The organism is Algoriphagus aquatilis, from assembly GCF_042657405.1.
GTDB classification, from domain to species: domain Bacteria; phylum Bacteroidota; class Bacteroidia; order Cytophagales; family Cyclobacteriaceae; genus Algoriphagus; species Algoriphagus aquatilis.
In genome coordinates, this window is the sequence record NZ_JBHSKS010000001.1 from 416595 (window position 1) to 443162 (window position 26568).

Sequence of the window (26568 nt, forward strand, 5' to 3'; positions counted from 1 at the left end):
TACCCAAACCATCTGGGTAAAATTTTATTTGTTATTTTGATTAAAGCAATTCCTTAGCAAATTCAAAACAGAAACCCCTGTCAGTTGAATATTCAGCATCCGATCTTGGGTTAATTGGAGCTTTCTCGCTTCCAAAAAACCTTCACCTGCACAGGCTATCCAAACTGTGCCTACGGGTTTTTCTTCCGAACCACCATCCGGACCAGCGATTCCGGTGCTTGCCAAACCAAAGTCTGAGCCAAACAGCCTTCGTACACCCAATGCCATTTCCTTCGCCGTTTCCTCACTTACTGCACCCACAGATTGGAGTGTTTCAGCTTTTACACCAAGGATATTTTCCTTGAATTGATTGTGATAAGGAACCACTGAACCTTGGAAGTAGGCAGAGCTGCCTGGAACTGTCGTGACCAAGTGGGAGACGTATCCTCCCGAGCAACTTTCGGCTAAAGCTAGACTTTTCCCCGCGTTCTTCAAAAGTTTGCCTATTGCACTTTCCAGCGTTTCCTCATCATATCCGTAGACAAACTTGTCGATCAAGGGGAGAACCGATGTAATTTGGTTTTCGACTTCATCTGCTAATTTTTGCTGGTCAGTACCAAATGCCGTCAATCTTAGCTTGACATGTCCCAGAGAAGGGAGATAGGCTAAGCGGATATGCTCCGGCAGGTTGTTTTCCCAATCCTTGATCAGATCAGCCAACCAACTTTCGCCGATTCCGGCTGTTTTGATCATTTTGTGATAAATAATAGGGAGCTCAAAAACCTGAGGCAGCTTGGGGAGCACAAAGTCCCGCATGAGCTTTTTCATCTCATGAGGGACTCCCGGCATAGACATCCAGTAAGTTCCATTTTTTTCAAACCACATTCCGGGAGCAGTGCCTACCTCATTGGGCACATAGGTGCAGCAGGCCGGCAGGTGGCCTTGAAGAATGTTCAATTGGGTCATTTCTCTTCCTCTCCTTTTGAAAAAGGAGGTTACTGCTTCCACTGCTTCCGGAACCTCGACGATTTCGCAGCCAAAATATTCTGCCAAAAGCGGTTTGGTAAGGTCATCTTGGGTAGGACCTAGGCCACCCGTGATGAGGATGATATCGGCTCGCTGTTCGGCTTCGGCAAATGCCGAGAGTATGTCATTCCGATTATCACCCACGGTAGTTTTTCGGACTACTTTTACTCCGATCAGATCGAGTTCTTGACTGATCCAATGGGAGTTGGTATCCATAATTTGACCATAGAGTAGCTCGTCTCCAATGGCTATGATTTCAGCTTTGACTAATTGCATATTGGGTTGTGGTAGTTATCTGACTTTCGCTTTTCGGAGGATTTTGGAAAAGATTCCGGGGAAAAATCGCTTGAGGTACACGGCTAGGGTTTCTTTTCCTCCGATATAGACCTCTTCTTTTTTTGAAAGGATGGCATCAAACATCTCTGACGTGCATGCATCAGGACTCATGCCTTTATCTTGAGCTTCATCCATTTCGCCCAAAGGGCTGCCGTCGGCGGTGAGGGCGTTGATGGATACTTGTGTGCGGATAAATCCCGGACAGATCAGGGTTACTGCTATCCCGTCTTGGTAGTGTTCGGCCCTGAGGGTGTCGAAAAAACCGTGAAGCGCATGCTTGGAGGCAGCATAAGAGGATCTATAGGGCGAGGCAAATTTACCTACCAGAGAGGTGACTACAGCAAACTGACCGCTTTTTCTTTGAATAAAATGGGGAAGAATTGCTTTGGTCAAAGCTACCGTGCCAAAATAATTGACCTCCATCAGCTTCCGATCCACTTCCAGCCGGGTGTCCTTGATCAAGGATCGCTGGCTGATTCCTCCATTGTGAAGAACGATGTCTATTTTTCCGAAAAAGGCTATCGCTTCAGCTGCTTTTTTGTCAAAATCTGAGCCATCGGACAAGTCTAGAGGAAGTAGTCTGATGGCATCAGGATGTGCGCACTCATTTTTTACCCGATCGAGTTCATTCAATTTTCTTGAGGAAAGTATCAGTGAATAGCCTTCTTTGGAAAATTTTTTAGCTGCTGCCTCGCCGATTCCTGATGATGCTCCGGTGATCCAGATGACAGATTTGGACATGTTCTAGTTTTTTTCGTAGGTCACAAAGGCGTAAGGAAATTCATTTTTTTCGTCTGCAGGAAATTCCTCCCGAGCTGTTTCCTTCCATTGGGTGAGGTCGATTTCAGGGAAAAAGGTGTCTCCTTCGGGTGCTGCGTCGACTTCGGTGATTTCCAGTTGATCGCAAAAAGGAAGTGACTCCCTGTAGATTTGCCCTCCACCAATGATAAAAAGTTTTTCTACCTCGATTTTGTTACAAAAAATAATGGCTTCTTCCAGTGAAGAAAAGGCATAATGTCCTTCCGGAGCCTGAAAATCAGGGTTTCTGGAGATGATCAGGTGGGTTCGGTTGGGCAAAGGTTTTCCAAGTGAATCGTAGGTTTTCCTGCCCATCAGGATGTAGTTTCCGGTGGTCAGATTTTTAAATCTTTTCAAGTCAGCAGACAATTTCCAGATAAGCTGGTTGTCTTTTCCGATCACTTGATTTTTTGCTTTTGCTACGATTAGGATGATTTTCAAAAGGATCCAAAGTTTGGGTTGAATTTACTTGCTTTATGGGTTCAATTTGTGAAAAAGGGCAGAAAAACTGCCCTCTTTGATTTAGGTATGAACTCCCTTTTTAAGCTATTTTTTGGTTTCAAAGTTTAAGCCCTCTGAGTAATTCATCGATTTTCATTCGTTTTTTTCCTTCGAGTTGAAGTTCCAGAATTTCCAGACTTCCGGAACCGCATTGGAATCTCAGGTAGTTTTTCCCGTCGCTTTCCCATTTTCCGGGTTCCTTTCCCTTGAGCGAAAGCTGTCTTGGTTTGGTCAGGAAGATTTTGCAGGTTTTTCCTTGAAATTCCGTCCAAGCCGCCGGATAAGGAGAAAGTCCTCTGACCAGATTATGGATGGATTCGGCTGACTGATTCCAGTCTATTTTGCAAGTTTCCTTGAAGATTTTTGGCGCGTGGTGAAGGGCTTTGGATTCGTCTTGGGGAAGTGGGTGAACGTCATTGTTGGAAATGGCTTCGACCGTTTTGAGGACAAGTTCTGAACCAATAGCCATCAGTTTTTCATACAAGGTGCCAATGTTGTCCTCCGGTAGGATGGCCACTTTCTCCTGGAAAATAATGCTTCCCGTATCGATCTCATGTTTGAGAAAAAAAGTAGTCACTCCGGTTTCAGTTTCCCCGTTGATGATCGCCCAGTTGATTGGGGCAGCACCACGGTAGTTTGGGAGGAGGGAGGCGTGAAGATTGAAGGTGCCCAAGGGTGGCATATTCCAGACCGACTCAGGGAGCATTCGGAAAGCCACTACGATCTGAAGGTCAGCTTTCAAGTTCCTTAATTCCTGTTGGAATTCCGGGTTCTTCAGATTGGTCGGTTGGAGGATATGAAGCCCGAGTCGCTCGGCAGCTTGCTTGACAGGAGAGCCCTCCAGTTTTTGACCTCTACCCTGAGGCTTGTCTGGTGCAGTGATAACTCCGACTACATTCCAACCGGCTTCGACCAGTTTTTCTAGGGCAGGCACGGCAAACTCTGGGGTGCCCATGTAGATGATTCGTAGGTCTTTTTTTGACTTTACTTCGCTATTCGACATTCGATGTTCGGTGTTCGATCTTGGACTTTGGATTTTCAAAATACCTCAAGCCAAATCGAAGTTAATCTTAAAATTTATCTGTCTGTTTGGATTCAAATTTTCAGGCATACTTTTCAATCAATTTCCTCATAATAATACGAGTAATCAATTCCTTTCCTAAACATCTCTCGGCTGTCAATCTGATCGGTCAGGGCGTTTTCAAGGAGATTTTTTAATGGGTTGGAATCGACAGGACTTAGTACCATGGCGCTTATTTAGTCTGTTTTTCCGATTTTACTCCAGTCTACACATTTTTTCAGACGTTTTTTCAAAATCAAATCCAGCCAAATGCGTGCGCTTCTGCCGTTGCCCTCCATGAAAGGATGGGCTACATTCATTTCTACATATTTGTCTGTGATTTCATCAAAGGTACGCTCCGGCATCTCATCTATTCGCTTCAAAGTGGCCTCCAGAAACTGCGCCATGGCAAATTGGAATCCGCCTTTGGAGATATTCTTTTGTCTGATTTGTCCTGCAAAATCATATAATCCCCCAAACAGGTAGGCGTGGATTTGCTGCAAACCATTTGTAGTGCCTACTTCGATGCCGTGGATGAATGAACTTCCAAAAAGGGCATAGGCTTTTGTTTTGCTCTTGCCATCGATGGTCTCCTCGCTGTAGGTAAACCATTCGATAAAACGATTGGCTTTTGTTCCTGGAAAGGTTTTTCCCAAAGCAATAATGCCTTCGTAGTCAAGCATATCGGAAAGTCGCTTTTTTCCATCAGGTGCTAGTACTTTCAACTGGGTAGTATCACTAACCACTTGACTTCCTTCCTTCTTGAGCTTTGCTTTGAGGTATTTCCAGTAGTTACGGGTTTTGCTGTAATCGTCCTGATTGGTCAGTACCGCAATGATATCCAACACTGAAAACCACCATTTGGCATTCGTTTCATCCCAAAGGGCACGCACTTCCCGGTCGTCAAAAAATCGGATGGATATTTTTTGAGGATTTGTCATGGGGAAATTCGTTTGTTCAAAAATTGGGATTTAGAATTCTGAATTTCAGATCACTTGTAAATGAGATATCTATCTCGTTTCAATTTGTATTCTGCAAGCCCCGCCTTCCAGCTTTCCCGTATTTCGGCCTCACTTTTCCCAGCCAGAATCTGCTTTTTCAGTTCGTCGGTTCCTACCAAGGTGTTGAAGTAGTTGTTGAAAAATTTCTCCTTCATCCCTGATTTTTGGAAGGCCTCGAGCAAGTAGCTGAGCGTAAATTGGTGATCCATGGATTCTCCTCTCAAGTCTCGGCCGTAGCAGAGTTTGTCTTGATGTGGCGGAGTCTTCGACATGCCATCGATGCTCACAGGAGTAAAGGTGAAGTCTCCAAACTTGGGGTCCGGATAGCCATAAACCTGAAATGGAAAATAAGTGCCCCGACCTAATGAGGTTACCGTACCTTCAAAGAGACAAGTGCTTGGATAGAGTTTGATAGAGAGGTCATTTGGTAGGTTTGGAGAAGGTTTGATAGGAAGATTATAAGCTTGCGAATGCGTCCAGTTGGCGACAGGAATCACTTCCAAATCGACGGTCAAGCCTCCCTTGAGCCATTTTTCACCATTGATCATTTGGGCCAATTCTCCTACGGTCAACCCGTGTACAATAGGGATATTGTGCATGCCCACGAAAGATTCAAAACCGGGCTTGAGCATCGGTCCATCGATATAGCCACCGTTTGGATTAGGTCGGTCAAAGATGATGACCTTTTTGCCTTGCTCTGCGCATGCCTCCATGACATAGTGCATGGTACTGATGTAGGTGAAAAATCGGGTTCCCACATCCTGAAGATCAAAAATCACCACATCCAAGTCTTTAATCTGATCGGCTGAAGGCTTTTTGTTATTTCCGTAAAGGGAAATAATCGGCAGACCTGTTTTTTGATCTACACTGTTGTCCACCTTTTCACCTGCATCGGCTGTACCGCGAAAGCCATGTTCCGGGACAAATACTTTTTTCACCTGAACACCTTTTTCCAACAAGAGATCCACGACATGTTTGTTGGCAGATTGAGGAAGGATGGAAGTTTGGTTGCCTACCAGTCCGACTTTTTTGCCCTGAAGAAGAGGAAGGTAAAGTTGCGATTGCTCGGCACCGACGAGCACTTGCTGACCGTGAGCTGATTGGTGACTAATAGCTGTTAGGAAAAAGGCCAAAAAACAAATCAGGAGTGAATATTTCGCTTGCTTCATGCTATTTTGCGGGGAGTAGTGATAAACAAATTTAACCGAGTCCCTTGAACCTTTCCTATTTCATTGCCAAAAGAATCAGTTTTAAGCAGGCCGGTGGTTTTTCGGGTACGATTCACCGGATTGCGGTGGGCAGTTTGGCTATGGGGCTTGGTGTCGCCATTCTGGCAATTATGGTGTTGGGAGGGTTTCAAAAGACTGTTTCGGATCGGGTTTACGGGTTTACGGGTCATTTTCAGGTTCAGAAGTTCCAAATGAGCAATGCCTTTGAAGAGCTTCCTTTTTCGCTTGAATCTGATTTTTACAAGAGTTATTCCAATCTTTCCTTTATCACCAAGGTTCAATCATTTGCTCATAAGGCTGCTCTGCTCAAAGGTGAGGAGGAAGTCGAAGGCATCTTGATGAAAGGTGTGGGGAGCGACTTTGACTCACTCGAATTTGCTAAATACCTCGTAGAAGGGCGAATGCTACATATTCCTGATTCAGGTGTAAGCAATGAGGTGATGCTAAGTCGCTTCATCGCAAATAAGCTTTTGATCGATGTGGGTGATAAGTTGACCGTGTATTTTGTGCAGGAGCCTCCACGATTCCGGAGAGTGGAAGTGGTGGGGATTTTTGAGACCTACTTGGAAAATTTTGATGAAAAGATCGTGATTGGCGAATTGCAGACAATCCGAAACCTGAATGGATGGACCAAAGATCAAGTAGGAGGTTTGGAGGTTTTTGTGGACCAAGCGGAAAACTCAGATGATTACTTTTTGAAAATCGACCAAGCTTTGGATTTTGACCTTCGTCTGATTGATAGCCGAGAGCGGTTTTTGGAGATTTTTGATTGGCTCAAATTGTTGGATACCAATGTGATTGTCTTTATTTCCCTGATCGGTTTTGTGGCGATTTTTAACATGGGTGCCATTTTGTTCATCCTGATTATGGAGCGAACGCAGATGATCGGTTTGTTGAAAGCTTTGGGAGCGAAGGATGCTCAGATTCGGCAAATTTTCTTTTGGAATGGGATCAAAATCCTGGGAAGAGGGCTATTGATTGGCAATACTTTCGGCCTTGGGATAGGATTTCTACAGGATCAATTCAGATTTATACCGCTAGATCCGATAAGTTATTACATGGCTTATGTTCCGATCGATTGGAATTGGCCGGTTTTTATTCTTTTGAATGTCGGGATATCTATCCTGACTTCGATGGTTCTTTTGATTCCGGTTTTGGTGATTTCCAAAGTGGATCCAATCAAATCGATCCGGTTCGATTGAGCCGATAAGGGGAGAAAATGCTTTTGATCTTCATCAAGATTACACCCAAAACAGCTTCTTTGAAGATTTTCGGGCTCATTTTGGATTGACCTCGTGTGCGGTCGGTGAAGATGATTGGAACCTCTATCAGCTTAAATCCGAGTTTCCAAGCAGTAAACTTCATTTCGATCTGAAATGCATAGCCAATGAATTTGATTTCATCCAACCGGATTCCTTGAAGGACACTTTTGTGGTAGCATTTGAATCCTGCCGTCGCATCTTTGATCGGAAGACCCGTGATGAATTTGACGTAGACACTGGCGAAGTAAGACATCAGCACTCTGCCTATTGGCCAGTTGACCACGTTGACCCCGGTAATGTAGCGTGACCCGATAGCCAAATCATAAGCTCGGTCCTTTACAGCATCATACAGCCTGATGAGATCTTTTGGATCATGCGAAAAATCACAGTCCATTTCAAACACAAAATCATACCCTCTTTCTAAAGCCCATTTGAATCCTGCGATGTAGGCAGTGCCCAGTCCCAATTTGCCTTTTCGCTCCATGAGATACAGGCGATCTTGAAAATTAGGCTGAAGGGATTTGACAATGGCTCCTGTGCCGTCGGGGGAACCGTCATCAATGATCAGGAGTTCGAAGTTTCCTTCCAGATTCATCACCGTGTGTACCATGTCGCTGATGTTTTCCAGCTCATTGTAGGTAGGGATGATGACGAGTTTGCGGTGGATCATAGTGCTTTCAATCTTCAAAAGTAAGATTTCAGAGCGATTTTTGAAGAATGGTCAGGATGAAAAAAGCCCAAACTGTAGTTTTGCGCAAATTTTAATTCCCATGTCATTACATATCGCGATAGTCAGTTACTTCTCCACAGGAGCCTACGATACCAATACCATCGATGAGGATAAACTTTTGTCAGAAATTTTGACTGAAATGGGAATATCTCATGAGATCCAAGCTTGGTCGGACCCTAAGGTGGATTGGTCTGTTTTTTCTCATCTTTTGATCAAATCTACCTGGGATTACTTCGATTTTTATCCACAGTTTCTGCAATGGATTGAAAAAATAAAGTCTTTGGATATTCCCGTATTAAATGATTTGGATACCATTCGCTGGAATTCCGCCAAGAACTATTTGCTGGAAATTGAATCCAAAGGATTTCCGACCATTGCCGGTTTGGTGTTGGAAAAAGGTACTAAACCTAAGCTGGAACAAATTCAGGAAAAAGTTAAGTCAGACATCTTGGTCATCAAGCCTTTGGTCAGCGGAGGCGCAAAAAATACGCTGAAAATCCCGGTGTCAGAGTGGTCAAAATTTGAGGTAAACGTCTCTCAATTGGTGGAAAAGGAGGATTTTTTGGCACAGCCTTTTATCAAGGAAGTGGCGGAAGTCGGGGAGTACTCGCTGATTTTCTTTAATCAGCAGTTTTCTCATGCCGTACTCAAGACTCCTGCAAAATCCGATTTTAGAGTTCAGCACTACTTTGGAGGAACTATTCAGGAAATCCAGCCGGATTCCACGCTTTTAGAATCTGCTCAAAAGCTCATTGATACGTTTGGTCAAGGCACACTTTACGGAAGAGTGGATGGTGTCCTGATTGATGGAGTGTTTCACCTGATGGAATTGGAATTGATCGAACCGTATTTGTTTTTGGGGCTTTCGAATCAGGCGATTCCGAATTATACCAAAGCTTTGCGAAGGAGATTAATTGGGTAATGTGAATATCCGTAATCTAACCACTAGGTAGGTCATCGGCTCTAAAGATCGCGGATATTCGTCGACTGACCACAGACGACAGTCCACAGCACCTCTAATCGGACTTCAAACCATATCTTATTTGGTTACTGGTAGAAAAACGGATAATCATATTGGATAATTCAAAGGAATAAAAATTGAAAAAGCTGTGAAGTTCTTTTAGACAATTTCACAGCTTTTGTTTTTTGGGGATTAAGAACAAACCTCTTTTAGCTTATTCTTGGCATAATCGCTCCCTCTTTTAGCTGCTTCTTGGATGAGTTGACAACCTTCGGGATTTCCCATTTTGGCTAAGCAGATACCCTTTTTACCCAAGGCCTCGTAGTGATCTGGGTTATTCTTCAAGACAAATTCAAAATCCTCCAAAGCCCATGGTAAATATCCGATTTTTAGCATGGCAAATCCACGATTATATCTGGCGACCAGATTGTTTGGCTCTTTTTGTAAGTAGATATTAAATGAAGCAGCTGCTCCGAAAATATCACCTCGACTAGCTCTGGCCATACCGGTGTAATAAAAAACTTCTGCAAAGTCAGGGTTCATTTTTTGGGCTTGTTTTAAAAATTCCTCTGCTCTTTCCCAGTTTTTCACCATGAGCTGAGATCTTCCTGCAAGGTAAATGATCTCAAAATTTTCCGGTTCGAGGCTGGCCGCTCTTAAAATGGGCAATTCAGCTTCTCGATAATATTCCTTTTCAAAGAGTATTTTCCCTATTCCTGCATAGGCCTGGGCATAATTGGGATCATAATCCAAGATTCGCTCATATTCCTCTGTGGCTTCTTTGGTATTTCCGAGTTCCTCATAGCATCGTGCTCGGAGGTGGAGCATTTTTATTTCTCCTAGATGAAAAAATTGCCGTTTGTTGATCTCCGAAATAGCCTCTTGGTACCTCTCAGCCTTATAAAGCGCTTCGATTTCTGCAGGGTCAGCGGCGCAGGAAAAAAGAATTAGGATTAATGAAATAATCGTAAATGTATTTTTAAATCGTTTCATACCTAAATAAACAAAATAAAAATCATCAGATAAAAAATCTCCTGTTAAATTTTCTTGAAAAAGAAAAAAGCGATCTCATATTGAAATCGCTTTTTGAAATGGAAGGCCGATTGCTTAAAGGACCCCCTTGGTACTCGGTAGTTGGTTGATATTTCGAGGATCACGCATCACCGCCATTTTGATGGCACGGGCAAGGCCTTTGAAAGTTGCTTCGATCTTGTGATGCTCATTGTCGCCTTCGACTTTGATGTTGAGGTTACATTTGGCCGTGTCGGAGAAGGATTTGAAGAAGTGGTAAAACAGTTCGGTAGGCATATCTCCCACCTTTTCACGGGTATACTTTGCCTCCCACACGATCCAAGGTCTTCCTCCAAAATCAATGGCTACCTGTGCCAAAGCATCGTCCATCGGTAGCATAAATCCATAGCGGTAGATTCCCTTTTTGTCACCCAAAGCCTTCAAATAAGCTTCTCCCAATGCCAAGGCAGTATCCTCGATGGTGTGATGCTCATCGATGTGGAGATCGCCTTTGACCTTGATTTCCAGATCGGTGCTACCATGCTTACCCAATTGCTCAAGCATGTGGTCAAAGAAATGCAAGCCGGTGGAAATGTCGCATTTGCCGCTTCCGTCTAGGTTTAACTTGATGTAAATGTCCGTTTCGGAAGTGGTTCTTTTTACTTCGGCCTGTCGGGGAGGCATTTTGAGGAAATTGTAAATCTCGTCCCAATCTTTGGTAGAAAGGGCTGCATCAGGATTTGGGTCACCGATGAAAATGGCTTTAGAGCCTAGATTTTTTGCCAATTGCACATCGGTAAACCGATCTCCGATCACATAGGAATTGGCCAAATCGTAATCTTCGGAGAAATATTGGGTCAGCAGTCCGATTCTTGGCTTTCGGGTAGGGGCATTTTCGTGCTCAAATGTCTTGTCCACGTGAATGGCCTTGAAAAAGACATTTTCCTGCTCGAGCGTCTTTAGCATTTTGTACTGTGCCGGCCAAAAGTCCTTCTCAGGAAAAGAATCTGTACCCAAGCCGTCCTGATTGGTCACCATGACCAATTCATAGTCCAGTTCTTCTGCGATTTTTCGAAGGTTGGAAATGGCTTTTGGAAGGAATTCCAATTTTTCCAGACTGTCAACCTGAAAATCTGTCGGCGGTTCTTTGATGATCGTGCCGTCGCGATCTATAAATAATACTTTCTTTTTCATCTCACATTTCTGTCAACAGCCCACGGACCACTGTCCATAGCTGGTTTAGTTAAAAGTCTTTTCGTTTTGCTTTTTTCGGTCGACCGTAGTCAGTCGACTGTGGACTATTTTACAACCTTACTCAACGCCTTCAACAGTGCTTCATTTTCCTCCCTTGTCCCTACTGTGATTCGGAGACAATCTGCACAAAGCAGCACTTTTGCCCGGTTTCTGACAATTACCTTTTCCTCAATCAAATCGTCATATACCTGATTGGCGTTTGGGATTTGGACCAAAAGGAAGTTGGCGTGGGAGGGATGAATCCTTTGGACAAATGGCAATTTTTCCAATTCACCTTTCAGAAATTCCCGTTCGGCTAAAATATCCTGAATCATCCGGTCCACTTTGGCTTTGTCCTTGATCGCTGCCAAAACGGTCTCCTGGGTCAAGCCGGAAATATTGTAAGGAGGCTTGATCTTGTTCAAGATCCGAATCAGTTCCTCACTGGCAAAAGCCATCCCAAGTCGGAGGGAAGCCAAGCCCCAAGCCTTCGAAAAGGTCTGCATGACCAGCAAGTTGGGAAATCGATCCAATTCAGTGGTAAAGCTCGGTTCGTCGCTGAAATCGATGTAGGCTTCATCTACGACAAGCAGCCCCTTGAAATTTTCCAAAAGGAAGAGTATGTCTTCCCGCTTGACCTTGTTGGCCGATGGGTTATTCGGCGAGCAGATGAAGAGGATTTTAGAGTTGGCGTCTGCAGCAGCGAGGATTTGATCAGGCTGAAGTTGGAAATCCGGAGTCAAAGCGACTTTGCGGATTTCGACATCATTGATATTGGCGCTCACTTCGTACATCCCGTAGGTGGGAGGAAGGAGAATCACGTTATCTTTTCCCGGATTGCAAAAGGCACGGTAAAGCAAATCGATTGCTTCGTCCGAACCATTGCCCAAGAAAATCTGACTGGGTCTAACACCCTTGATTTTGGCAATTTCTTCCTTCAGCGCACTTTGATAAGGGTCAGGATAGCGGTTGAAATCCTGCTCGGTAATCGAACCGAACGGGTTTTCATTGGCATCCAAAAATACCCCTTCCTTACCGGTGTACTCGTCTCTAGCTGAAGTATAAGGTTGAAGTTTTGCGATATGTGGTCGCAAAAGCGAATTTAAGTCAAAGCTCATTTTTTGTTCTCTTTCAGGTAGTTGAGACGAATCGTGACGGCGTTTTTGTGCGCGTCCAGTTGCTCGTTGGAAGCCATGACTTCCACCACTGGCCCGAGGGTTTTGAGTCCTTCGGGAGTGATTTTTTGATAAGTCATTTTCTTCAAAAAGCTATCCAATGACACGCCACTGTAATTGCGGGCATAGCCGTAAGTCGGCAGGGTGTGGTTGGTGCCAGAAGCATAGTCACCGGCTGATTCAGGGGTGAAGTTTCCGATGAATACCGAACCAGCATTGTAGATCGCTTCCACAGCTTCTTCCTCATTTTCCACCGCAATGATCAAGTGCTCCGGAGCGTAGTCGTTGATGAGTTCCAAAGCAGTTTGTTGATCATCCATCACCACGGCGGTGGAGTTTTGGAGTGCCTTGAAAGCAATGTCCTTTCGGGATAAGTCTTCCAATTGCACATCGATTTCTTTCAAGACCTTTTTGGCAAACTTTTCCGAAGGAGTCACCAAGACTACTTGAGAATCCACGCCATGCTCTGCCTGAGAAAGCAAATCGGAAGCTACGAATGAAGGAACCGCAGTTTCATCTGCGTACACCAAGACCTCGGAAGGTCCGGCAGGCATATCGATGGCGACACCGTATTTGGTGGCAAACTGCTTGGCAGCGGTCACATATTGGTTTCCCGGGCCGAAAATCTTGTCCACCTGAGGCACGCTTTCTGTTCCAAAAGTCAAGGCTGCCACAGCTTGTGCTCCACCCACTTTCACGATTTTGGTGATTCCCACCAAATCGGCCGTGTAAAGAATTGCCGGATGGATTTTTCCTTCCCGATTGGGTGGTGTGCAGAGGACGATTTCTGCGCAACCAGCGATTTTTGCCGGAACTCCGAGCATGAGTACGGTACTGAAAAGTGGGGCTGTACCGCCTGGAATGTAAAGTCCCACTCGCTGGATAGGTACGCTTTTTCTTCTGCAGACCACGCCAGGCATCACTTCTTCGATCAGTTCCGGCGTGGCTTGAGCCGAGTGAAACTTCTCGATGTTAGTTTTGGCGGTTTTGATCGCCTCTTTGAGTTCTTTGCTGATTTGGTCTTTGGCTGCTTTGATTTCTTCAGGAGTGACCAGTAGACTATCCAAGCTCACATGATCGTATTCTTGGGCGAATTTTTTCAGGGCTTTATCCCCGTTTTTTTCCACCTTTTCGAAGATCGGCTTGACGATTTTATTGATTTCCTTGGTTTTCTGCACCGGGCGGGCCAGTTGCTTTTTCCACTTTTCAGGACTTGGATTGACCAGGAGTTTCATGTTGTTGCAATTTTTTTATAAGTACGTTACTCAGCGAGTTTGTAATTTTTATCAAGTCTTTGGGACGGAAGACCGATACTTCGACAAGCTCAGTACAAGCGACCGAAGAATCACAAAATTTGAGCTTAAATTGAACTTCAAACTTTTTTGTTTATTCCTAAAAGGAATCGATTACCTATTCACTGAAAGGGATTTATAACACCATTTTTTCGATAGGGACGACTAGGATTCCCTCTGCACCGGCGGCGCGGAGTTCCTCGATGTTTTCCCAGAATTGATCTTCGCTGAGAACAGAGTGCACGGACGACCAGCCTTCCTGCGCCAAGGGTAAAATCGTAGGGCTACGCATTCCCGGAATCAATTCGATGATTCTTGGAATGGAGGTGTTGGGCACGTTCATCAGCACATACTTATTGCTTTTGCCCGTTTGGACAGCATTGATGCGGAAGAGGAGTTTGTCCAAAATGACTTTTTTCCAGTCGGCCAAATTCTTGTTTCCGATCAGAACTGCCTCGGATTTGAATACCTCTTCAACTTCTTTGAGTCCGTTCATCATCAGGGTTGAGCCCGAACTCACGATATCAAAGATTCCTTCGGCCAGACCTATGCTTGGGGCGATTTCGACCGAACCGCTGATTTCATGGATTTCGGCTTGAATATTTTTGGATTGAAGGAAGTCGCCGAGAATTTTGGGGTAGGAGGTAGCGATGCTTTTTCCCTGAAAATAGTGTACTCCTGGATATTCCTGACCTTTTGGAATGGCTAGAGAAAGTCGGCATTTGGAAAAACCGAGTTTTTTCAGCGTCAGAACCTCTTTATCTTTTTCGACGAGTTCATTTTCACCTACAATTCCCAAATCTGCAACGCCATCTGCTACATAGCCAGGAATATCGTCATCTCGGAGGAAAAGGAATTCGACAGGAAAATTGGTGGAAGTGGACTTAAGTTTGCCTGTTCCGTTGTAAAATTTGATGCCACACTCTTTGATCAAGCTGAGGGAATCATCTGAAAGTCGGCCGCTTTTCTGCACGGCAATACGGATAATCTGTTCCATGGGGACAAGTTACGCTAGGAAAGTTTTGGTTTGGATTAAATTTTGGTGAATGGCCGAATCCCTGTCATCAGCATCACCGGGTGGGTGTGTAAAAGTCTTCCTCTCAAGAGGAATGATGGAAATGATGCAACCTATGCGCATGCTGTGCTGTTGCTAAAAATTCAATATTTCTATTGGTGTTTTCCATTTTCGTTGGCAAAGATAGACTTGGAATAGAAACATCCAAACGGCGGGAGTGTTTTCTTTCGCTAACTAGAACTTTTGCAATCTGCCATTGGGATCAATTCGATAGTTTAATTCCTTTAGATTTATAAGTAAAAATTTAGGTTGTCCAGAAATATAACTCCCTTAAATACTCGGGTTTAATTGATTGATCACCGGATAGGCATACATGGAAAGAAAATTTTCCAGTACCACAGCATTGGTGGTGTCTATTTTGTCTCTAAGTCTTTTTTCAAAGGAAGATTTCTCTTCAGCAGTGTAGTGCGCTGAGAATTTTTCTCCTTTATTCAACAGGTCATATGCGATAAAATTGCTTGGCCAGAGTTTGTATCCTTTCCAGATTTTTTCGTCGATCACCTCGGTCAATTTGCCCAACTTTTCATTTTGAGTGAGATCGGAGGAAGCGATTTCATTTACTTCTGAGTCAAGGATTCCATTGACTTGTATATGAATTCGTTTTTTGGTTCCCATAATCCCCCTGAGGAGGTTTACAAAATCCTCGTTTTCACTTTTTACATACTTTTCGTCCCTTGATTTGGCAAGGAGTTCAGGCATCTTGAGAATATCCGTGGGGTCGTATTCGTAGGAAATTGAAACAGGCACCACTTTGACTTTTTGAAAAAAAGAAAATGAGTCTTGAGACTCCTCTGCAAGGGTTAGCATTTTCAATACCCCTTTGTGGGTCACGTCATTGCCATCCTTGGTACGTCCTTCGCGCTGGGCAGTCCACACGGAGCGGTTTTCGCGGAGTAAAGACTTGGAAATAAACTCAGATACCAGGATTGAACTTTCCAAAAGAGCTCTTCCGGATAATCCTCTCCGAATGACAAAATTGCGATTGAGTTTGGAAAGGGTATGAAGGAAAGGTTTTTTGATCAGATTGTCGCCAATGGCAGAAGTAGTCATTACCAAACCATTTTCATACAAACAGGCATTCAGTAAAGAAGTGTCCAGTATGATGTCTCGGTGATTGGAGATAAAGAGGTAAGCGGTGTTGGGTTCGAGCTGATCAAATCCACCTGAGGAAAGGCCCTCAGAGCTTTTCTCCAGCACCTTTTTTAATGCTGGATAGATAAAGTTGATCTGGAAATCTCTCAACGAATGCGTGTGTAGCATCAGATTTTTCCAATTCCCAACCGAATCATTTGGAAAGGCAAAATTCATCATCGCTTCCAGCATCGGGTCATGAATGATTTGCCTGATGGCAGCATTCACTTCCGCATCATAAAAAGGACGTATCTGGTCAAACTTTGACATAGTAGGGTGAAGATTGGGGTGCAAAAAGCAAAAATTACCTGAAAGATTGAAGCAAATCAGCTAATGGATAATAGGGATGCTTCAATCTCTTTTGAGGTACTTGTTCATAAAAAACAAGTGCACAGGTAGTGCTTCTGTCCAATACTGCCAAGTGTGTGCACCGGGACGCTCGATGTATTCGTGCGCTACTCCATTGGCAACCAGTAGCTCATGCATTTGTCTGTTGGTTTCGATCAGAAAGTCATCCACACCACAGTCTATGATCAGGGCCAGTTTATTTTCTTTGATTCTGTCCACCAATCCTACTGCCGTGTAGGGATTAAATGTGGGTGCGTCATAGTTGATGTTTCCCAGCATGGCTTTTTGTCCTTCCAATCGCGTATTTCGGAAATCTTCAGGCACTTTCCACATGCGGGTATCGATGTTCATTACCCCACTCATACTCCCTGCAGTGACAAAAAGCTCCGGATGCTTGGCAGAAAGGGTGATGGCTCCATGACCACCCATAGACAGTCCAGAAATGGCTCGTGATTCTTTTTGTGCAAGGGTTCGGTAGGTTTTATCGATATGGGGGATCAACTCTTCAGTAATATAGGTCTCGTATTTGACTGAATCCATGATCGGGCTGTCGTAGTAATAACTCGCCGGTCCTACTCCTGGAGTGACGATGATGAGATTGTATGCTTCAGCCATTTTATTGACCAGTCCTTTTTCAGTTACTTTTTGATGCCAGTCATTGAAGGCGCCTGATCCTCCATGCAAAAGGTAAAGTACAGGTAATCGTTGATCGCTTTTGGAATAGGAAGATGGGAACGTGACAGCCGCCTTGAGGTTTTTCTTCATGGAAGGGCTGTAGACAGAAATGGTATCCACTTTTGCTTGTGAGAAAGCAAGTACAGGAACCAATAAAAGCCAAAATAGGAATAGGTTTTTCATAGGGGTGAATGGGTTGTAGGATGAGCAAATACTAGCATGATTTGGGTGAATCAAACTGTAAGGAGATAAGTTGTCCGGTAGCTTTGCCTTTTCAAAACCAAAAGAGACCTGTTTTCGAGAAGTAAGCGTTGCTAATCAGTTTCGAAAATACGGAATCAAACAAAGTATTCCTTCACCTCTCAGCAAAGAATCCATCTTTTGGATGTGTGGTATTTTGTATATTCCAATCAAATTCGTTTCCACACAGGTATGAAGACGTTGCAAAGTACAGCCTATTTTCTGGTGATCTTGGTTTTTGGAGCCATAGTCATGAAAGAAGGGGCTTTTATTCTTGTCCCCTTGATCTGGGGGGTATTTTTTGCTTTCGCACTCTATCCTATGACAGATTGGTTTGAGCGGAAAAGGTTTCCGAGAGGATTGGCAATTTTTACCAGTATTTTATTGGTATCGATCATTGGGTTTGGGATTTTTTATGTCTTACTCAATCAAATGGTAGGGTTGATTCGTGAAATCCCCGAGATCGGAGAAAACATCAAAGGAAAACTTCATCGCTACTATGATGAATTGAGTTTGATTTTAGGGGAGGGCTTTTTGGATCCAGATCACAAGACAGACTTATTGGCCTATTTTAGGAGCGAAAACCTAAATGAGACCTTGTTTTCGACAGGTAAGTCATTGACCCTGATAGGAATCATTCCTCTATACACTTTTTTACTGTTGTATTACAAAGACTTCTTTGCTGAGTTTTTGATTCGATTTTCATCCAAAAATAAAGAGGCGGTTATTCACTGGGTGAGCGACTCGAGTAAAGTAATTCAATCCTATCTCATTGGGATCATCCGAGTCACTGCGATTGTAGCCATCTTGGCAGGCTTATTTTTCTATCTTATTGGGGTAAAGTTCTTTATCCTTTTTGCCGCATTTATCGCTATCATGAACTTGATTCCCTATGTAGGTGTATTCATTTCGTCCTTGTTTGCAATCCTCTATGTATTTCTGACTACTGACACCTTGTTTTATCCTTTACTTACTTTTGCGACACTTTGGGGGATTCAACTCTTTGAAAACAATGTCATTACCCCATTGGTGGTAGGCTCCAAAGTCAAAGTCAATGCCCTTGCGGTGATTTTTGCGATTTTGATAGGAGGATGGCTTTGGGGTGTTTCTGGAATGGTATTGTTTATTCCATTGATTGGAGTATTGAAAATTACCCTTGAAAGAAAAGATAACCTAAAGCCTTTTGGATATCTGCTTAGTGACGATGTTACCGTGACAGAAGCATCCGAAAATTTTTGGAAATTACTTCAAAGGAAGATTTCATCCGGGAAGGATGGAAATAGAACTCCCTAAAGAAATGAAGCCCTATTCTGGAATAAATAGGTCGTTTTTTCTTTCCTAATCTTGATCAATTTGATATTGATAATCTTCAATTGAAATGGGATTATTCAAAAAAAACTAATCCATTTCTATCAGTTCCTTTGGAGAAGGTTTTGATTTCGTTTCGAAAAATAAATTCTGAAAGTAAATACCAGAAAATCAAAAACTTAATCGCTTCGGCTAAAATAAAAGTGAAGGATCTCTGTTTTTTTGTCTCTTCTGGTAACCTAGGAATCTTTTTTTTTCTAAGTTTGCACCACTCTAAGGCAAATGGTCTTAGAAAAAGTTTCGGGGTGTAGCGTAGCCCGGTATCTCGTCCCGATTGCGATCGGGAAGGTCTCAGGTTCGAATCCCTCAATCAGTAAATGGGATTCATTAAATATTGAAAAAAGTTTCGGGGTGTAGCGTAGCCCGGTATCTAGTCCCGATTGCGATCGGGAAGGTCTCAGGTTCGAATCCCTCAAATAGCAAATGGCTGTTTGAAAAAAATAAAAGAAAAAAGTTTCGGGGTGTAGCGTAGCCCGGTATCTAGTCCCGATTGCGATCGGGAAGGTCTCAGGTTCGAATCCCTCAAATAGCAAATGGCTGATTCATTAAATATTGAAAAAAGTTTCGGGGTGTAGCGTAGCCCGGTATTTAGTCCCGATTGCGATCGGGAAGGTCTCAGGTTCGAATCCCTCAAATAGCAAATGGCTGTTTGAAAAAAATAAAAGAAAAAAGTTTCGGGGTGTAGCGTAGCCCGGTATCTAGTCCCGATTGCGATCGGGAAGGTCTCAGGTTCGAATCCCTCAAATAGCAAATGGCTGTTTGAAAAAAATAAAAGAAAAAAGTTTCGGGGTGTAGCGTAGCCCGGTATCTAGTCCCGATTGCGATCGGGAAGGTCTCAGGTTCGAATCCCTCAAATAGCAAATGGCTGTTTGAAAAAAATAAAAGAAAAAAGTTTCGGGGTGTAGCGTAGCCCGGTATCGCGCCACATTTGGGATGTGGAGGTCGTAGGTTCGAATCCTGCCACCCCGACTTATAATACTAATCCAGATTCAAAATAAGCCTTTGCGGACGTGGCGAAATTGGTAGACGCACTGTCTTCAGGCGGCAGCGCCTTCACTGGCATGAAAGTTCGAATCTTTTCGTCCGCACAAAAAAGCCTCTCAGATCATCTGAGAGGCTTTTTTGTTTCACTATCTATGTCTTATAGAGTCATTTAAATCATTCAAATCGGCATTTTCACCCGTGCAGCATTGATCCGAGAACTTGAGTTTTTTTCTGATTTTTCCAAGGGCATGATTGTCTTTGAGAGATTGTTCGGCTTGTTTGCTAAATCCTGCGCCTCCTGTCATAAATTAGAGTACTAATCACTTGTGGCTTCTATGATCACTTTTCAACAAGAAGATACTATTCTACTGGAAGAATACATTGCAATCCTGACAGATTCTGGATTGGCAGCAAGAAGACCCATGGAGGACTTGGAGTTGCTTAATGCTATGATCCTAGGATCAAATGTCTTGGTTACGGCAAGGTCAAATGGCAGATTGATTGGGTTGCTTCGAGGACTGTCTGATTATTGTTACCGATGTTTTGTCGCAGATTTGGCAGTTGCCAAGGATAACCAGGGAAGAGGTATTGGACGAGAAATCATTTCCTTTACCAGAGATCTGGCACCTGGAGCTAGGATCTTCCTCTTTTCTGCGGAAGATGCAGAGGGTTTTTACCAAAAATTAGGCTTTCAATTACATGAGCGTTGCTATCAGCTGAAGCCTGGCGAGGCCCTTTTGTGATTATTCTTTTAACTTACTCCCTAAAACCACCCAATCCTTATTACCTATGAAGAAACTTGGCTTCACGTGTCTCGCACTGCTGCTTTCCCTAGGAGTTTTTGCCCAAAAAACTATCATCCATTCCGGCCGACTGATCGATGTCAAATCGCAAAAAGTACTCACCGAGCAAACCATTGTGGTAGAAGGCGATCGAATAGTCTCTGTAACTGCAGGCTATCAGAATCCTGCCAAAGGAGATAAAGTAGTCGATTTGAAAAAATCTACTGTGATGCCTGGCTTGATGGACATGCATGTGCACATTGAGAATCAGACGAGTCCTACCCGATATGTGGATGGATTCAGAGATAATGAGGCAGATGTGGCTTATAAGGCACTTCCTTATGCCCAAGTTACCTTGATGTCAGGATTTACGACGGTTCGGGACATGGGAGGATCAGGAGTAAATATTGCCCTTAGAAATGCCATCAACAACGGTCTAGTCGTAGGTCCACGTATCTATACCGCAGGTAAATCGATTGCCCCAACGGGAGGTCACGCAGATCCAACCAATGGAGTCAAGCGCGAACTGATGGGTGACCCGGGACCGGATCAGGGAGTGATCAATGGGCCTTATGATGCCAGAAAGGCTGTGAGACAAGCTGTTAAATATGGTTCCGATGTGATCAAAGTGACTGCTACAGGTGGTGTGCTTTCTGTCGCACGGGATGGTTCCGCACCACAATTCCAGCAGGATGAGTTGGAGGCAGTGGTGGAGACGGCCAAGGATTTTGGAATCCATGTGGCAGCCCATGCCCATGGAGATGAAGGGATGAAGCGTGCGGTAAAGGCAGGTATTCATTCCATTGAGCACGGTACCCTCATGACTGAAGAAACGATGGATATGATGGTGGAGGCAGGTACTTGGCTTGTTCCCACAGTGACAGCAGGTATGTCTGCGGCGGAGTATGCCAAAATTCCGGGATATTATCCTCCTGTAGTGAGAGACAAAGCCATGCGGATCGGTGCTCAGATCCAACAGACCTTTGCCAAAGCTTATAAGAAGGGAGTTAAAATTGCCTTTGGAACGGACGCAGGAGTTTTTCCTCATGGGGAAAATTACCGCGAGTTTGTCTATATGACGGAGGTCGGTATGCCAAATCTGGAAGCGATCCAATCTGCCACACTGAATGCAGCAGTGATGATGGGAATAGAAGATAAGTTGGGGACCATTGAAGTGGGAAAACTTGCTGATATCATTGCGGTGAATGGCAATCCCGACCAAGATATCAACGTGATGAAGGACGTGATCTTTGTGATGAAAGACGGGAAGATATTTAAGCAGTGAGGTCAGTAGTCAGTTTGAAGTGATCAGAGTTCAGTGATCAGTAATCAGGGGGTAGTAGTCAGTGATCATTGTTAAGTAGTTTTTGTGTATTTAGTCATTAAATAGGTTTAAAGTGAAATACTTAAGAAATCCTACCAACACTGTAATTCGACAACCAGACAACAGGACAACCCGACAACTGAATAACTCTGACAACAGGACTATATCCATAAACCTAAACTTTAACATAAAAAACTAACTATATGAAAATAAGACTTCTACTCGTATTCCTATTCGTATCCAGCTTTGTTTTAGCTCAGGAAAAAAAAGAAACTACAAGCACTCTATTACCGAAAGCTCAGGTTTTTGAATCTAAGCAATCCGTGACCATCGATGGCAAAGTGATCAATCTCAACGCCAAAGCTGGTACACTGGAGCTCAAGGATGAGAATAATCGTCCGATTGCGCTCTATGGATTTACAGCTTATTTCAAGGAGAATCCTGAGAAAAACAGGCCGATCGTTTTTGCTTACAACGGTGGTCCGGGGTCTTCCTCGTATTGGTTACATATGGGAATCATGGGGCCAAAGCGGATTGTCGTTAATGACCCAAATTATAACCAGGCAGCTCCTTATGAATTGGCAAACAATGAGTTTTCCATATTGGATGTAGCTGACGTGGTCATGATGGACCCTGTGGGAACGGGATTGAGTATCCCAATAGGGGAGGCCAAAGGGTCTGACTTCTGGGGTGTGGATCAGGATATCCGCAGCACCAGCTTGTTTATCATGCAGTTTTTGAAAGAACATAACCGGCTGAATTCCCCGAAATACATCTTGGGAGAAAGCTATGGTACTTTTCGAAATGCCGGAGTCATGAATTACCTGTTGGATAAAGGATATGCGCTGAATGGTGTCATCATGGTGTCTGCCGTGTTTGACCTTCGCACGCTTTTCTTCGCGCCCAATGAAGACTTGCCATACATCGTTTATTTGCCGACTGTAGCGGCTACTAGTTGGTATCATGGAAAAGTAGCCGACAAGGGGGCCGACCTCCCTTCATTTGTTCAAAAGGTGAGAGAGTTTACCGAAAATGAATACGCTCCGGCACTTTTCAAGGGTAACCGTATTACCGCCTCTGAAAAATCAACAGTAGCTAAAAAATTGGAGGGATTTACCGGCATATCCAGCGAGGTATGGGAAAGAGCGGATCTCAAAATCACTGCCAATGAGTACTATCAAGAATTGCTGAGAAAAGATGGGATGACTGTCGGTCGTTTGGATTCGCGTTACAAGGGAATCAACCTTGACCCCATGTCCATGTCTGCATTTACAGACCCTCAAAGTGATGCTATTTCTCCTGCCTATACCATGGGATTTTTGGATTATTACCATGGCAGCCTAGGGGTGAGTAAGGACTTGCTTTATGCTACTTCGGCTTATTCCAAAGAAGGATTCAAGTGGGACTGGAAACATCAGGGGAATAATTTCTGGGGTGCTGATGCTGCGGTAACTACTCTGCCAGACATGGCTGAAGCACTCAGCAAGGATCCACATACAAAGGTCTTGATCATGAATGGATATTACGACCTCGCTACCGTATTCAACGGCGTAGAGCATTCTATCTCTCATATCGGCTTGCCAAAATCTGCCACCGACCGAATTATCATGACCTATTATGAAGCGGGCCACATGATGTACACCCACCTACCTTCGGCCAAATTATTCCGTGAGGATTTGAAGAAATTTATTCAAGATACACTTAGAAAGTAACTCATGAATCCCAGCATCTCAAGATTCCGCCTAGTTCCTGGAGTACTCTTCTTCTTGGGATGCTGGCTATTTTTTAACCAACCAAGTACCAAGGCACAATCTGCCTTAGGTTTGTATTTCCCTCCTCATCCAACAGCCTCGACAGATTGGGAAAAGCTGAAGGCCAGTGATTTGAACTGGGATCAAGCCGCTCTTCAAGAATTGCTGGAATGGTTGCCTACTCAGGATACACGAGCATTCCTCGTGCTGAAAGACGGTAAGATTGTAGTAGAGGAATATTGGGGGGCTAAACTCACCGGTACAGGCGGTATGGATCAAAATTCTTATTGGTATTGGGATGCAGCAGGAAATGCGATTACAGCAGGATTAATGGGGATCGCTCAGCAGGAGAAGTTACTCAGCATCAAAGATCGCACACAAAAACACCTTGATGGGGGATGGACTTCTATGCCTATTGCCAAGGAAAAAAATATCCGTTTGGTTCACCATCTGTCCTACACCACTGGGATCAATGATCAGGTTAAAAATCTCTATGATGTTTCTCCTAAAAGCCTTACTTACAAGACTGATGCGGGTCAGCAATGGGCCTACCATCCCGCCACTTTTTCACTGCTGGAGCAAGTCATTCAGAAAGTAACCGGAAAAGATCAAGAAGCCTATTTCAAAGAAAAAATAGGAGATCCAATTGGTATGAAAGGCTTTTGGCAAAAAGTAGGTCAGACGCAAAGTTTTTATTCCGACGCAAGGTCATTTGGGAGATTTGGACTGCTTTTGTTAGCAAAGGGAAATTGGGCAGGCAAGCAGCTTTGGAATAGTTCTTATAATTCCGAAATGATACAATCCACTCAAAAGTCCAATGAAAGCTTTGGTTATCAGTTATGGATCAACGGTCAGGAGAGTTATCAATTACCAGGTAATCCAAGAGTTTACTCCGGTTCGCTTATTCCTTCTGGTCCTTCGGATATGTATATGGCTGTTGGTAAAAATGGCCAACTTCTAATGGTGGTACCCTCTCAAAACCTGGTAATTGTGAGGATGGGTGGAGCACCAGGGGACTTACCTGTGCCTTATCTGCTGATCAGGCAATTTTGGGATAGGATGTCTTTGGTTATTAAATAAAGTCAGATTGGCCCGAGCTGACTGGCGATTTTTTCGAGCGTGAGAGGCTTTTCTAAAAATCCTGACACAATATGGTATTCTTGAGCCCTTTGTCTGTCTTGAAAATCTATCGAGCTAGATAGAATGATAATCCTATCTCTTCTCTTAGGAAAATATTCTAAATATTTATTTAAAAATTCCCATCCATTTAATACAGGCATATTGATGTCCAAAAAGATCAAAAGCTGGTGAGCGTCCGGAACATCCTTTAATAAATTAAGGGCATCTTCTCCACCAAGGAACTCCTTTATGTGATGACTGATCCCGGTTTTGGATAGCAACCTTTTATTTATCAGGTTATTGATTGGATCGTCGTCCACCAAAAAAATAGCGTCAAATTGCGTCATTAAATTTCAAACAGGCATTACAAAGAGTTAGTGTGACAAAATACGATTATTCCTTTTCTGAGAAAAAAGTTTGATCACCTTTTTATTTTGCCTGGCTAGCAAATCCTTATTTCATAAGATAAAAAAAAGGGGGGACTGATTGATCCCCCCTGTTTGGATTGAAAGCAAATGGAAATTACATCATTCCACCCATTCCTCCGCCGCCCATTGGAGGCATTGCAGGAGCATCTTCCTTCACGTCTGCTACCACACACTCTGTAGTGAGAAGTAGAGCTGCGATTGAAGCGGCATTTTCAAGAGCAAGTCTTGTTACCTTGGTTGGATCGATTACACCAGCTTCGAAAAGATCCATGTATTCGTCTGTTCTAGCATTGTAACCGAAGTTGCCTTTGTTCTCTCTAATCTTGTTGATCACTACAGAAGGCTCGCCACCGGCATTGCTTACAATCGTTCTCAATGGAGCTTCGATTGCTGTTCTGATGATGTTGATACCTGTGTCCTGATCGTCGTTTGAACCTTTAAGGCTGTCCAACGCAGAAGCAGCTCTTACCAAAGCTACACCACCACCAACTACTACACCTTCTTGTACAGCAGCTCTGGTAGCATGCAAGGCATCATCTACTCGGTCTTTCTTTTCCTTCATTTCTACTTCGGTAGCAGCACCGATGTAAAGGATAGCTACACCTCCGGAAAGTTTAGCAAGTCTTTCCTGAAGTTTTTCTCTATCGTAGTCTGAAGTAGTTTTTTCGATTTGAGCTTTGATCTCAGCGATTCTACCTTTGATTGCACCGGCATCACCGGCACCGTTCACGATGGTGGTGTTGTCTTTATCGATGTTGATCTTCTCAGCTCTACCGAGCATGTCAGGAGTGGCATTCTCCAATTTGAAACCTCTTTCTTCAGAGATTACAGTACCACCTGTCAAGATGGCGATGTCTTCCAACATAGCCTTTCTTCTGTCACCAAATCCAGGAGCTTTTACAGCTGCTACTTTCAAAGCACCTCTGATTTTGTTTACTACCAAGGTAGCCAAAGCTTCTCCGTCCACATCTTCAGCGATGATCAACAATGGCTTGCCTGCCTGAGCTACTGGCTCAAGTACAGGAAGCAATTCCTTCATGGAAGAAATCTTCTTGTCGTAGATCAGAATAAACGGATGATCCAATTCTGCCTCCATTTTTTCTGTATTGGTCACGAAGTAAGGAGAAAGGTAACCTCTGTCAAACTGCATACCTTCTACAGTTTTTACTTCAGTCTCTGTTCCTTTAGCTTCTTCCACCGTGATGACGCCGTCTTTACCTACTTTGTCCATGGCATCGGCGATCATGTTACCGATTTCTTCATCGTTGTTAGCAGATACGGTAGCTACCTGAGCGATTTCTTTGGAAGTAGAGATTTGCTTGGAGTTTTCTTTAAGTTGGTTAACAACGGCGGCGACAGCCTTGTCAATACCTCTTTTAAGATCCATTGGGTTTGCACCAGCGGCTACGTTTTTAATACCCACAGCAAAGATTGCCTGAGCCAAAACAGTAGCGGTAGTAGTTCCGTCACCTGCATTGTCAGCAGTTTTGGAAGCTACTTCTTTTACTAGCTGAGCGCCCATGTTTTCGATTGGTTCTTTCAGCTCGATTTCTTTTGCTACAGATACACCGTCTTTGGTGATCGTAGGAGCTCCGAATTTTTTGTCAATGATGACATTTCGACCTTTAGGGCCCAATGTAACTTTTACTGCATCTGCCAATGCATCGACGCCTTTCTTCAATTGATCACGGGCGTTTGTATCGAAAAACAGTTGTTTAGCCATATTATTTTGATTTTTTCAGTTATTGA

Annotated in this window: 23 protein-coding genes and 2 tRNA genes; 9 read left to right on the forward strand and 16 right to left on the reverse strand. The window is 43.7% G+C overall.

Annotated elements, in window-relative coordinates:
* Positions 1–24: 24 nt before the first annotated feature.
* The 6 genes from ACFPIK_RS01690 to ACFPIK_RS01715 all read right to left on the reverse strand — a co-directional run bounded on the left by ACFPIK_RS01690 (position 25) and on the right by ACFPIK_RS01715 (position 5870).
* Complete coding sequence (locus ACFPIK_RS01690; RefSeq protein WP_377911560.1) at positions 25–1281, reverse strand: competence/damage-inducible protein A; 1257 nt, start codon at positions 1279–1281, stop codon at positions 25–27.
* A gap of 15 nt (positions 1282–1296) precedes the next feature.
* Positions 1297–2082 carry an SDR family oxidoreductase gene (locus ACFPIK_RS01695; RefSeq protein WP_377911562.1) on the reverse strand — a complete coding sequence of 262 codons (786 nt, stop codon included), beginning with the start codon at positions 2080–2082 and terminating at the stop codon, positions 1297–1299.
* Positions 2083–2085: 3 nt separating this feature from the next.
* Positions 2086–2580, reverse strand: coding sequence for a dihydrofolate reductase (locus ACFPIK_RS01700; RefSeq protein ID WP_377911564.1), 495 nt, complete (start codon positions 2578–2580; stop codon positions 2086–2088).
* A gap of 118 nt (positions 2581–2698) precedes the next feature.
* Complete coding sequence (gene fmt / locus ACFPIK_RS01705; protein WP_377911566.1) at positions 2699–3643, reverse strand: methionyl-tRNA formyltransferase; 945 nt, start codon at positions 3641–3643, stop codon at positions 2699–2701.
* A 254-nt stretch (positions 3644–3897) separates the two neighbouring features.
* Positions 3898–4641, reverse strand: a complete 744-nt coding sequence (locus tag ACFPIK_RS01710) for a Fic/DOC family protein (RefSeq protein WP_377911568.1) — start codon at positions 4639–4641, stop codon at positions 3898–3900.
* 50 nt (positions 4642–4691) lie between these two features.
* Complete coding sequence (locus tag ACFPIK_RS01715) at positions 4692–5870, reverse strand: exo-beta-N-acetylmuramidase NamZ family protein (protein ID WP_377911570.1); 1179 nt, start codon at positions 5868–5870, stop codon at positions 4692–4694.
* Between the two features lie 44 nt (positions 5871–5914).
* Here ACFPIK_RS01715 and ACFPIK_RS01720 point away from each other — a divergent pair, with 44 nt between their 5' ends.
* Positions 5915–7132, forward strand: coding sequence for an ABC transporter permease (locus ACFPIK_RS01720; protein ID WP_377911572.1), 1218 nt, complete (start codon positions 5915–5917; stop codon positions 7130–7132).
* Here ACFPIK_RS01720 and ACFPIK_RS01725 read toward each other — a convergent pair.
* The gene (locus ACFPIK_RS01725; protein ID WP_377911574.1) at positions 7110–7862 is read right to left on the reverse strand and encodes a polyprenol monophosphomannose synthase; all 753 of its coding nucleotides are present in this window, start codon (positions 7860–7862) and stop codon (positions 7110–7112) included. The genes ACFPIK_RS01720 and ACFPIK_RS01725 overlap by 23 nt on opposite strands.
* Before the next feature lie 100 nt (positions 7863–7962).
* Here ACFPIK_RS01725 and ACFPIK_RS01730 point away from each other — a divergent pair, with 100 nt between their 5' ends.
* On the forward strand, positions 7963–8844 hold the full coding sequence (locus tag ACFPIK_RS01730; protein WP_377911576.1) for an ATP-grasp domain-containing protein: 882 nt from the start codon (positions 7963–7965) through the stop codon (positions 8842–8844).
* 231 nt (positions 8845–9075) lie between these two features.
* On the opposite strand, the gene ACFPIK_RS01735 is transcribed toward ACFPIK_RS01730, so the two are convergent.
* The 7 genes from ACFPIK_RS01735 to ACFPIK_RS01765 all read right to left on the reverse strand — a co-directional run bounded on the left by ACFPIK_RS01735 (position 9076) and on the right by ACFPIK_RS01765 (position 17006).
* Positions 9076–9876: a tetratricopeptide repeat protein gene (locus ACFPIK_RS01735; protein ID WP_377911578.1), complete on the reverse strand. Its 801-nt coding sequence runs from the start codon at positions 9874–9876 to the stop codon at positions 9076–9078.
* Positions 9877–9990: 114 nt separating this feature from the next.
* Complete coding sequence (gene hisB / locus ACFPIK_RS01740; RefSeq protein WP_377911580.1) at positions 9991–11088, reverse strand: bifunctional histidinol-phosphatase/imidazoleglycerol-phosphate dehydratase HisB; 1098 nt, start codon at positions 11086–11088, stop codon at positions 9991–9993.
* Between the two features lie 104 nt (positions 11089–11192).
* Positions 11193–12245: a histidinol-phosphate transaminase gene (gene hisC / locus ACFPIK_RS01745; RefSeq protein WP_377911582.1), complete on the reverse strand. Its 1053-nt coding sequence runs from the start codon at positions 12243–12245 to the stop codon at positions 11193–11195.
* On the reverse strand, positions 12242–13537 hold the full coding sequence (gene hisD, locus ACFPIK_RS01750) for a histidinol dehydrogenase (RefSeq protein WP_377911584.1): 1296 nt from the start codon (positions 13535–13537) through the stop codon (positions 12242–12244). The genes hisC and hisD overlap by 4 nt, the downstream gene beginning before the upstream one ends.
* Before the next feature lie 193 nt (positions 13538–13730).
* Entirely contained in the window at positions 13731–14591 is an 861-nt protein-coding gene (gene hisG / locus ACFPIK_RS01755; RefSeq protein WP_377911586.1) for an ATP phosphoribosyltransferase, read from the reverse strand.
* 348 nt (positions 14592–14939) lie between these two features.
* The gene (locus tag ACFPIK_RS01760; RefSeq protein ID WP_377911588.1) at positions 14940–16070 is read right to left on the reverse strand and encodes a 1-acyl-sn-glycerol-3-phosphate acyltransferase; all 1131 of its coding nucleotides are present in this window, start codon (positions 16068–16070) and stop codon (positions 14940–14942) included.
* Between the two features lie 81 nt (positions 16071–16151).
* Positions 16152–17006, reverse strand: coding sequence for an alpha/beta hydrolase (locus ACFPIK_RS01765; protein ID WP_377911590.1), 855 nt, complete (start codon positions 17004–17006; stop codon positions 16152–16154).
* Between the two features lie 249 nt (positions 17007–17255).
* Here ACFPIK_RS01765 and ACFPIK_RS01770 point away from each other — a divergent pair, with 249 nt between their 5' ends.
* The 7 genes from ACFPIK_RS01770 (at position 17256) to ACFPIK_RS01800 (ending at position 24352) form a co-directional block, all read left to right on the forward strand.
* On the forward strand, positions 17256–18356 hold the full coding sequence (locus ACFPIK_RS01770) for an AI-2E family transporter (RefSeq protein WP_377911592.1): 1101 nt from the start codon (positions 17256–17258) through the stop codon (positions 18354–18356).
* A gap of 970 nt (positions 18357–19326) precedes the next feature.
* A tRNA-Pro gene (locus ACFPIK_RS01775) sits at positions 19327–19400 on the forward strand.
* Positions 19401–19435: 35 nt separating this feature from the next.
* Positions 19436–19519 (forward strand) — tRNA-Leu (locus tag ACFPIK_RS01780).
* Positions 19520–19750: 231 nt separating this feature from the next.
* The gene (locus tag ACFPIK_RS01785; RefSeq protein ID WP_377911594.1) at positions 19751–20158 is read left to right on the forward strand and encodes a GNAT family N-acetyltransferase; all 408 of its coding nucleotides are present in this window, start codon (positions 19751–19753) and stop codon (positions 20156–20158) included.
* A gap of 46 nt (positions 20159–20204) precedes the next feature.
* Complete coding sequence (locus ACFPIK_RS01790) at positions 20205–21482, forward strand: metal-dependent hydrolase family protein (RefSeq protein ID WP_377911596.1); 1278 nt, start codon at positions 20205–20207, stop codon at positions 21480–21482.
* Between the two features lie 242 nt (positions 21483–21724).
* Positions 21725–23233: a S10 family peptidase gene (locus ACFPIK_RS01795; protein WP_377911598.1), complete on the forward strand. Its 1509-nt coding sequence runs from the start codon at positions 21725–21727 to the stop codon at positions 23231–23233.
* A gap of 3 nt (positions 23234–23236) precedes the next feature.
* Positions 23237–24352 (forward strand): serine hydrolase domain-containing protein, encoded by a 1116-nt coding sequence (locus tag ACFPIK_RS01800; RefSeq protein WP_377911600.1) that lies wholly within the window; start codon positions 23237–23239, stop codon positions 24350–24352.
* 2 nt (positions 24353–24354) lie between these two features.
* Here ACFPIK_RS01800 and ACFPIK_RS01805 read toward each other — a convergent pair whose 3' ends face one another.
* Entirely contained in the window at positions 24355–24738 is a 384-nt protein-coding gene (locus tag ACFPIK_RS01805; RefSeq protein WP_377911602.1) for a response regulator, read from the reverse strand.
* 175 nt (positions 24739–24913) lie between these two features.
* Positions 24914–26542 carry a chaperonin GroEL gene (gene groL, locus ACFPIK_RS01810; RefSeq protein WP_377911604.1) on the reverse strand — a complete coding sequence of 543 codons (1629 nt, stop codon included), beginning with the start codon at positions 26540–26542 and terminating at the stop codon, positions 24914–24916.
* Positions 26543–26568 lie beyond the last annotated feature (26 nt).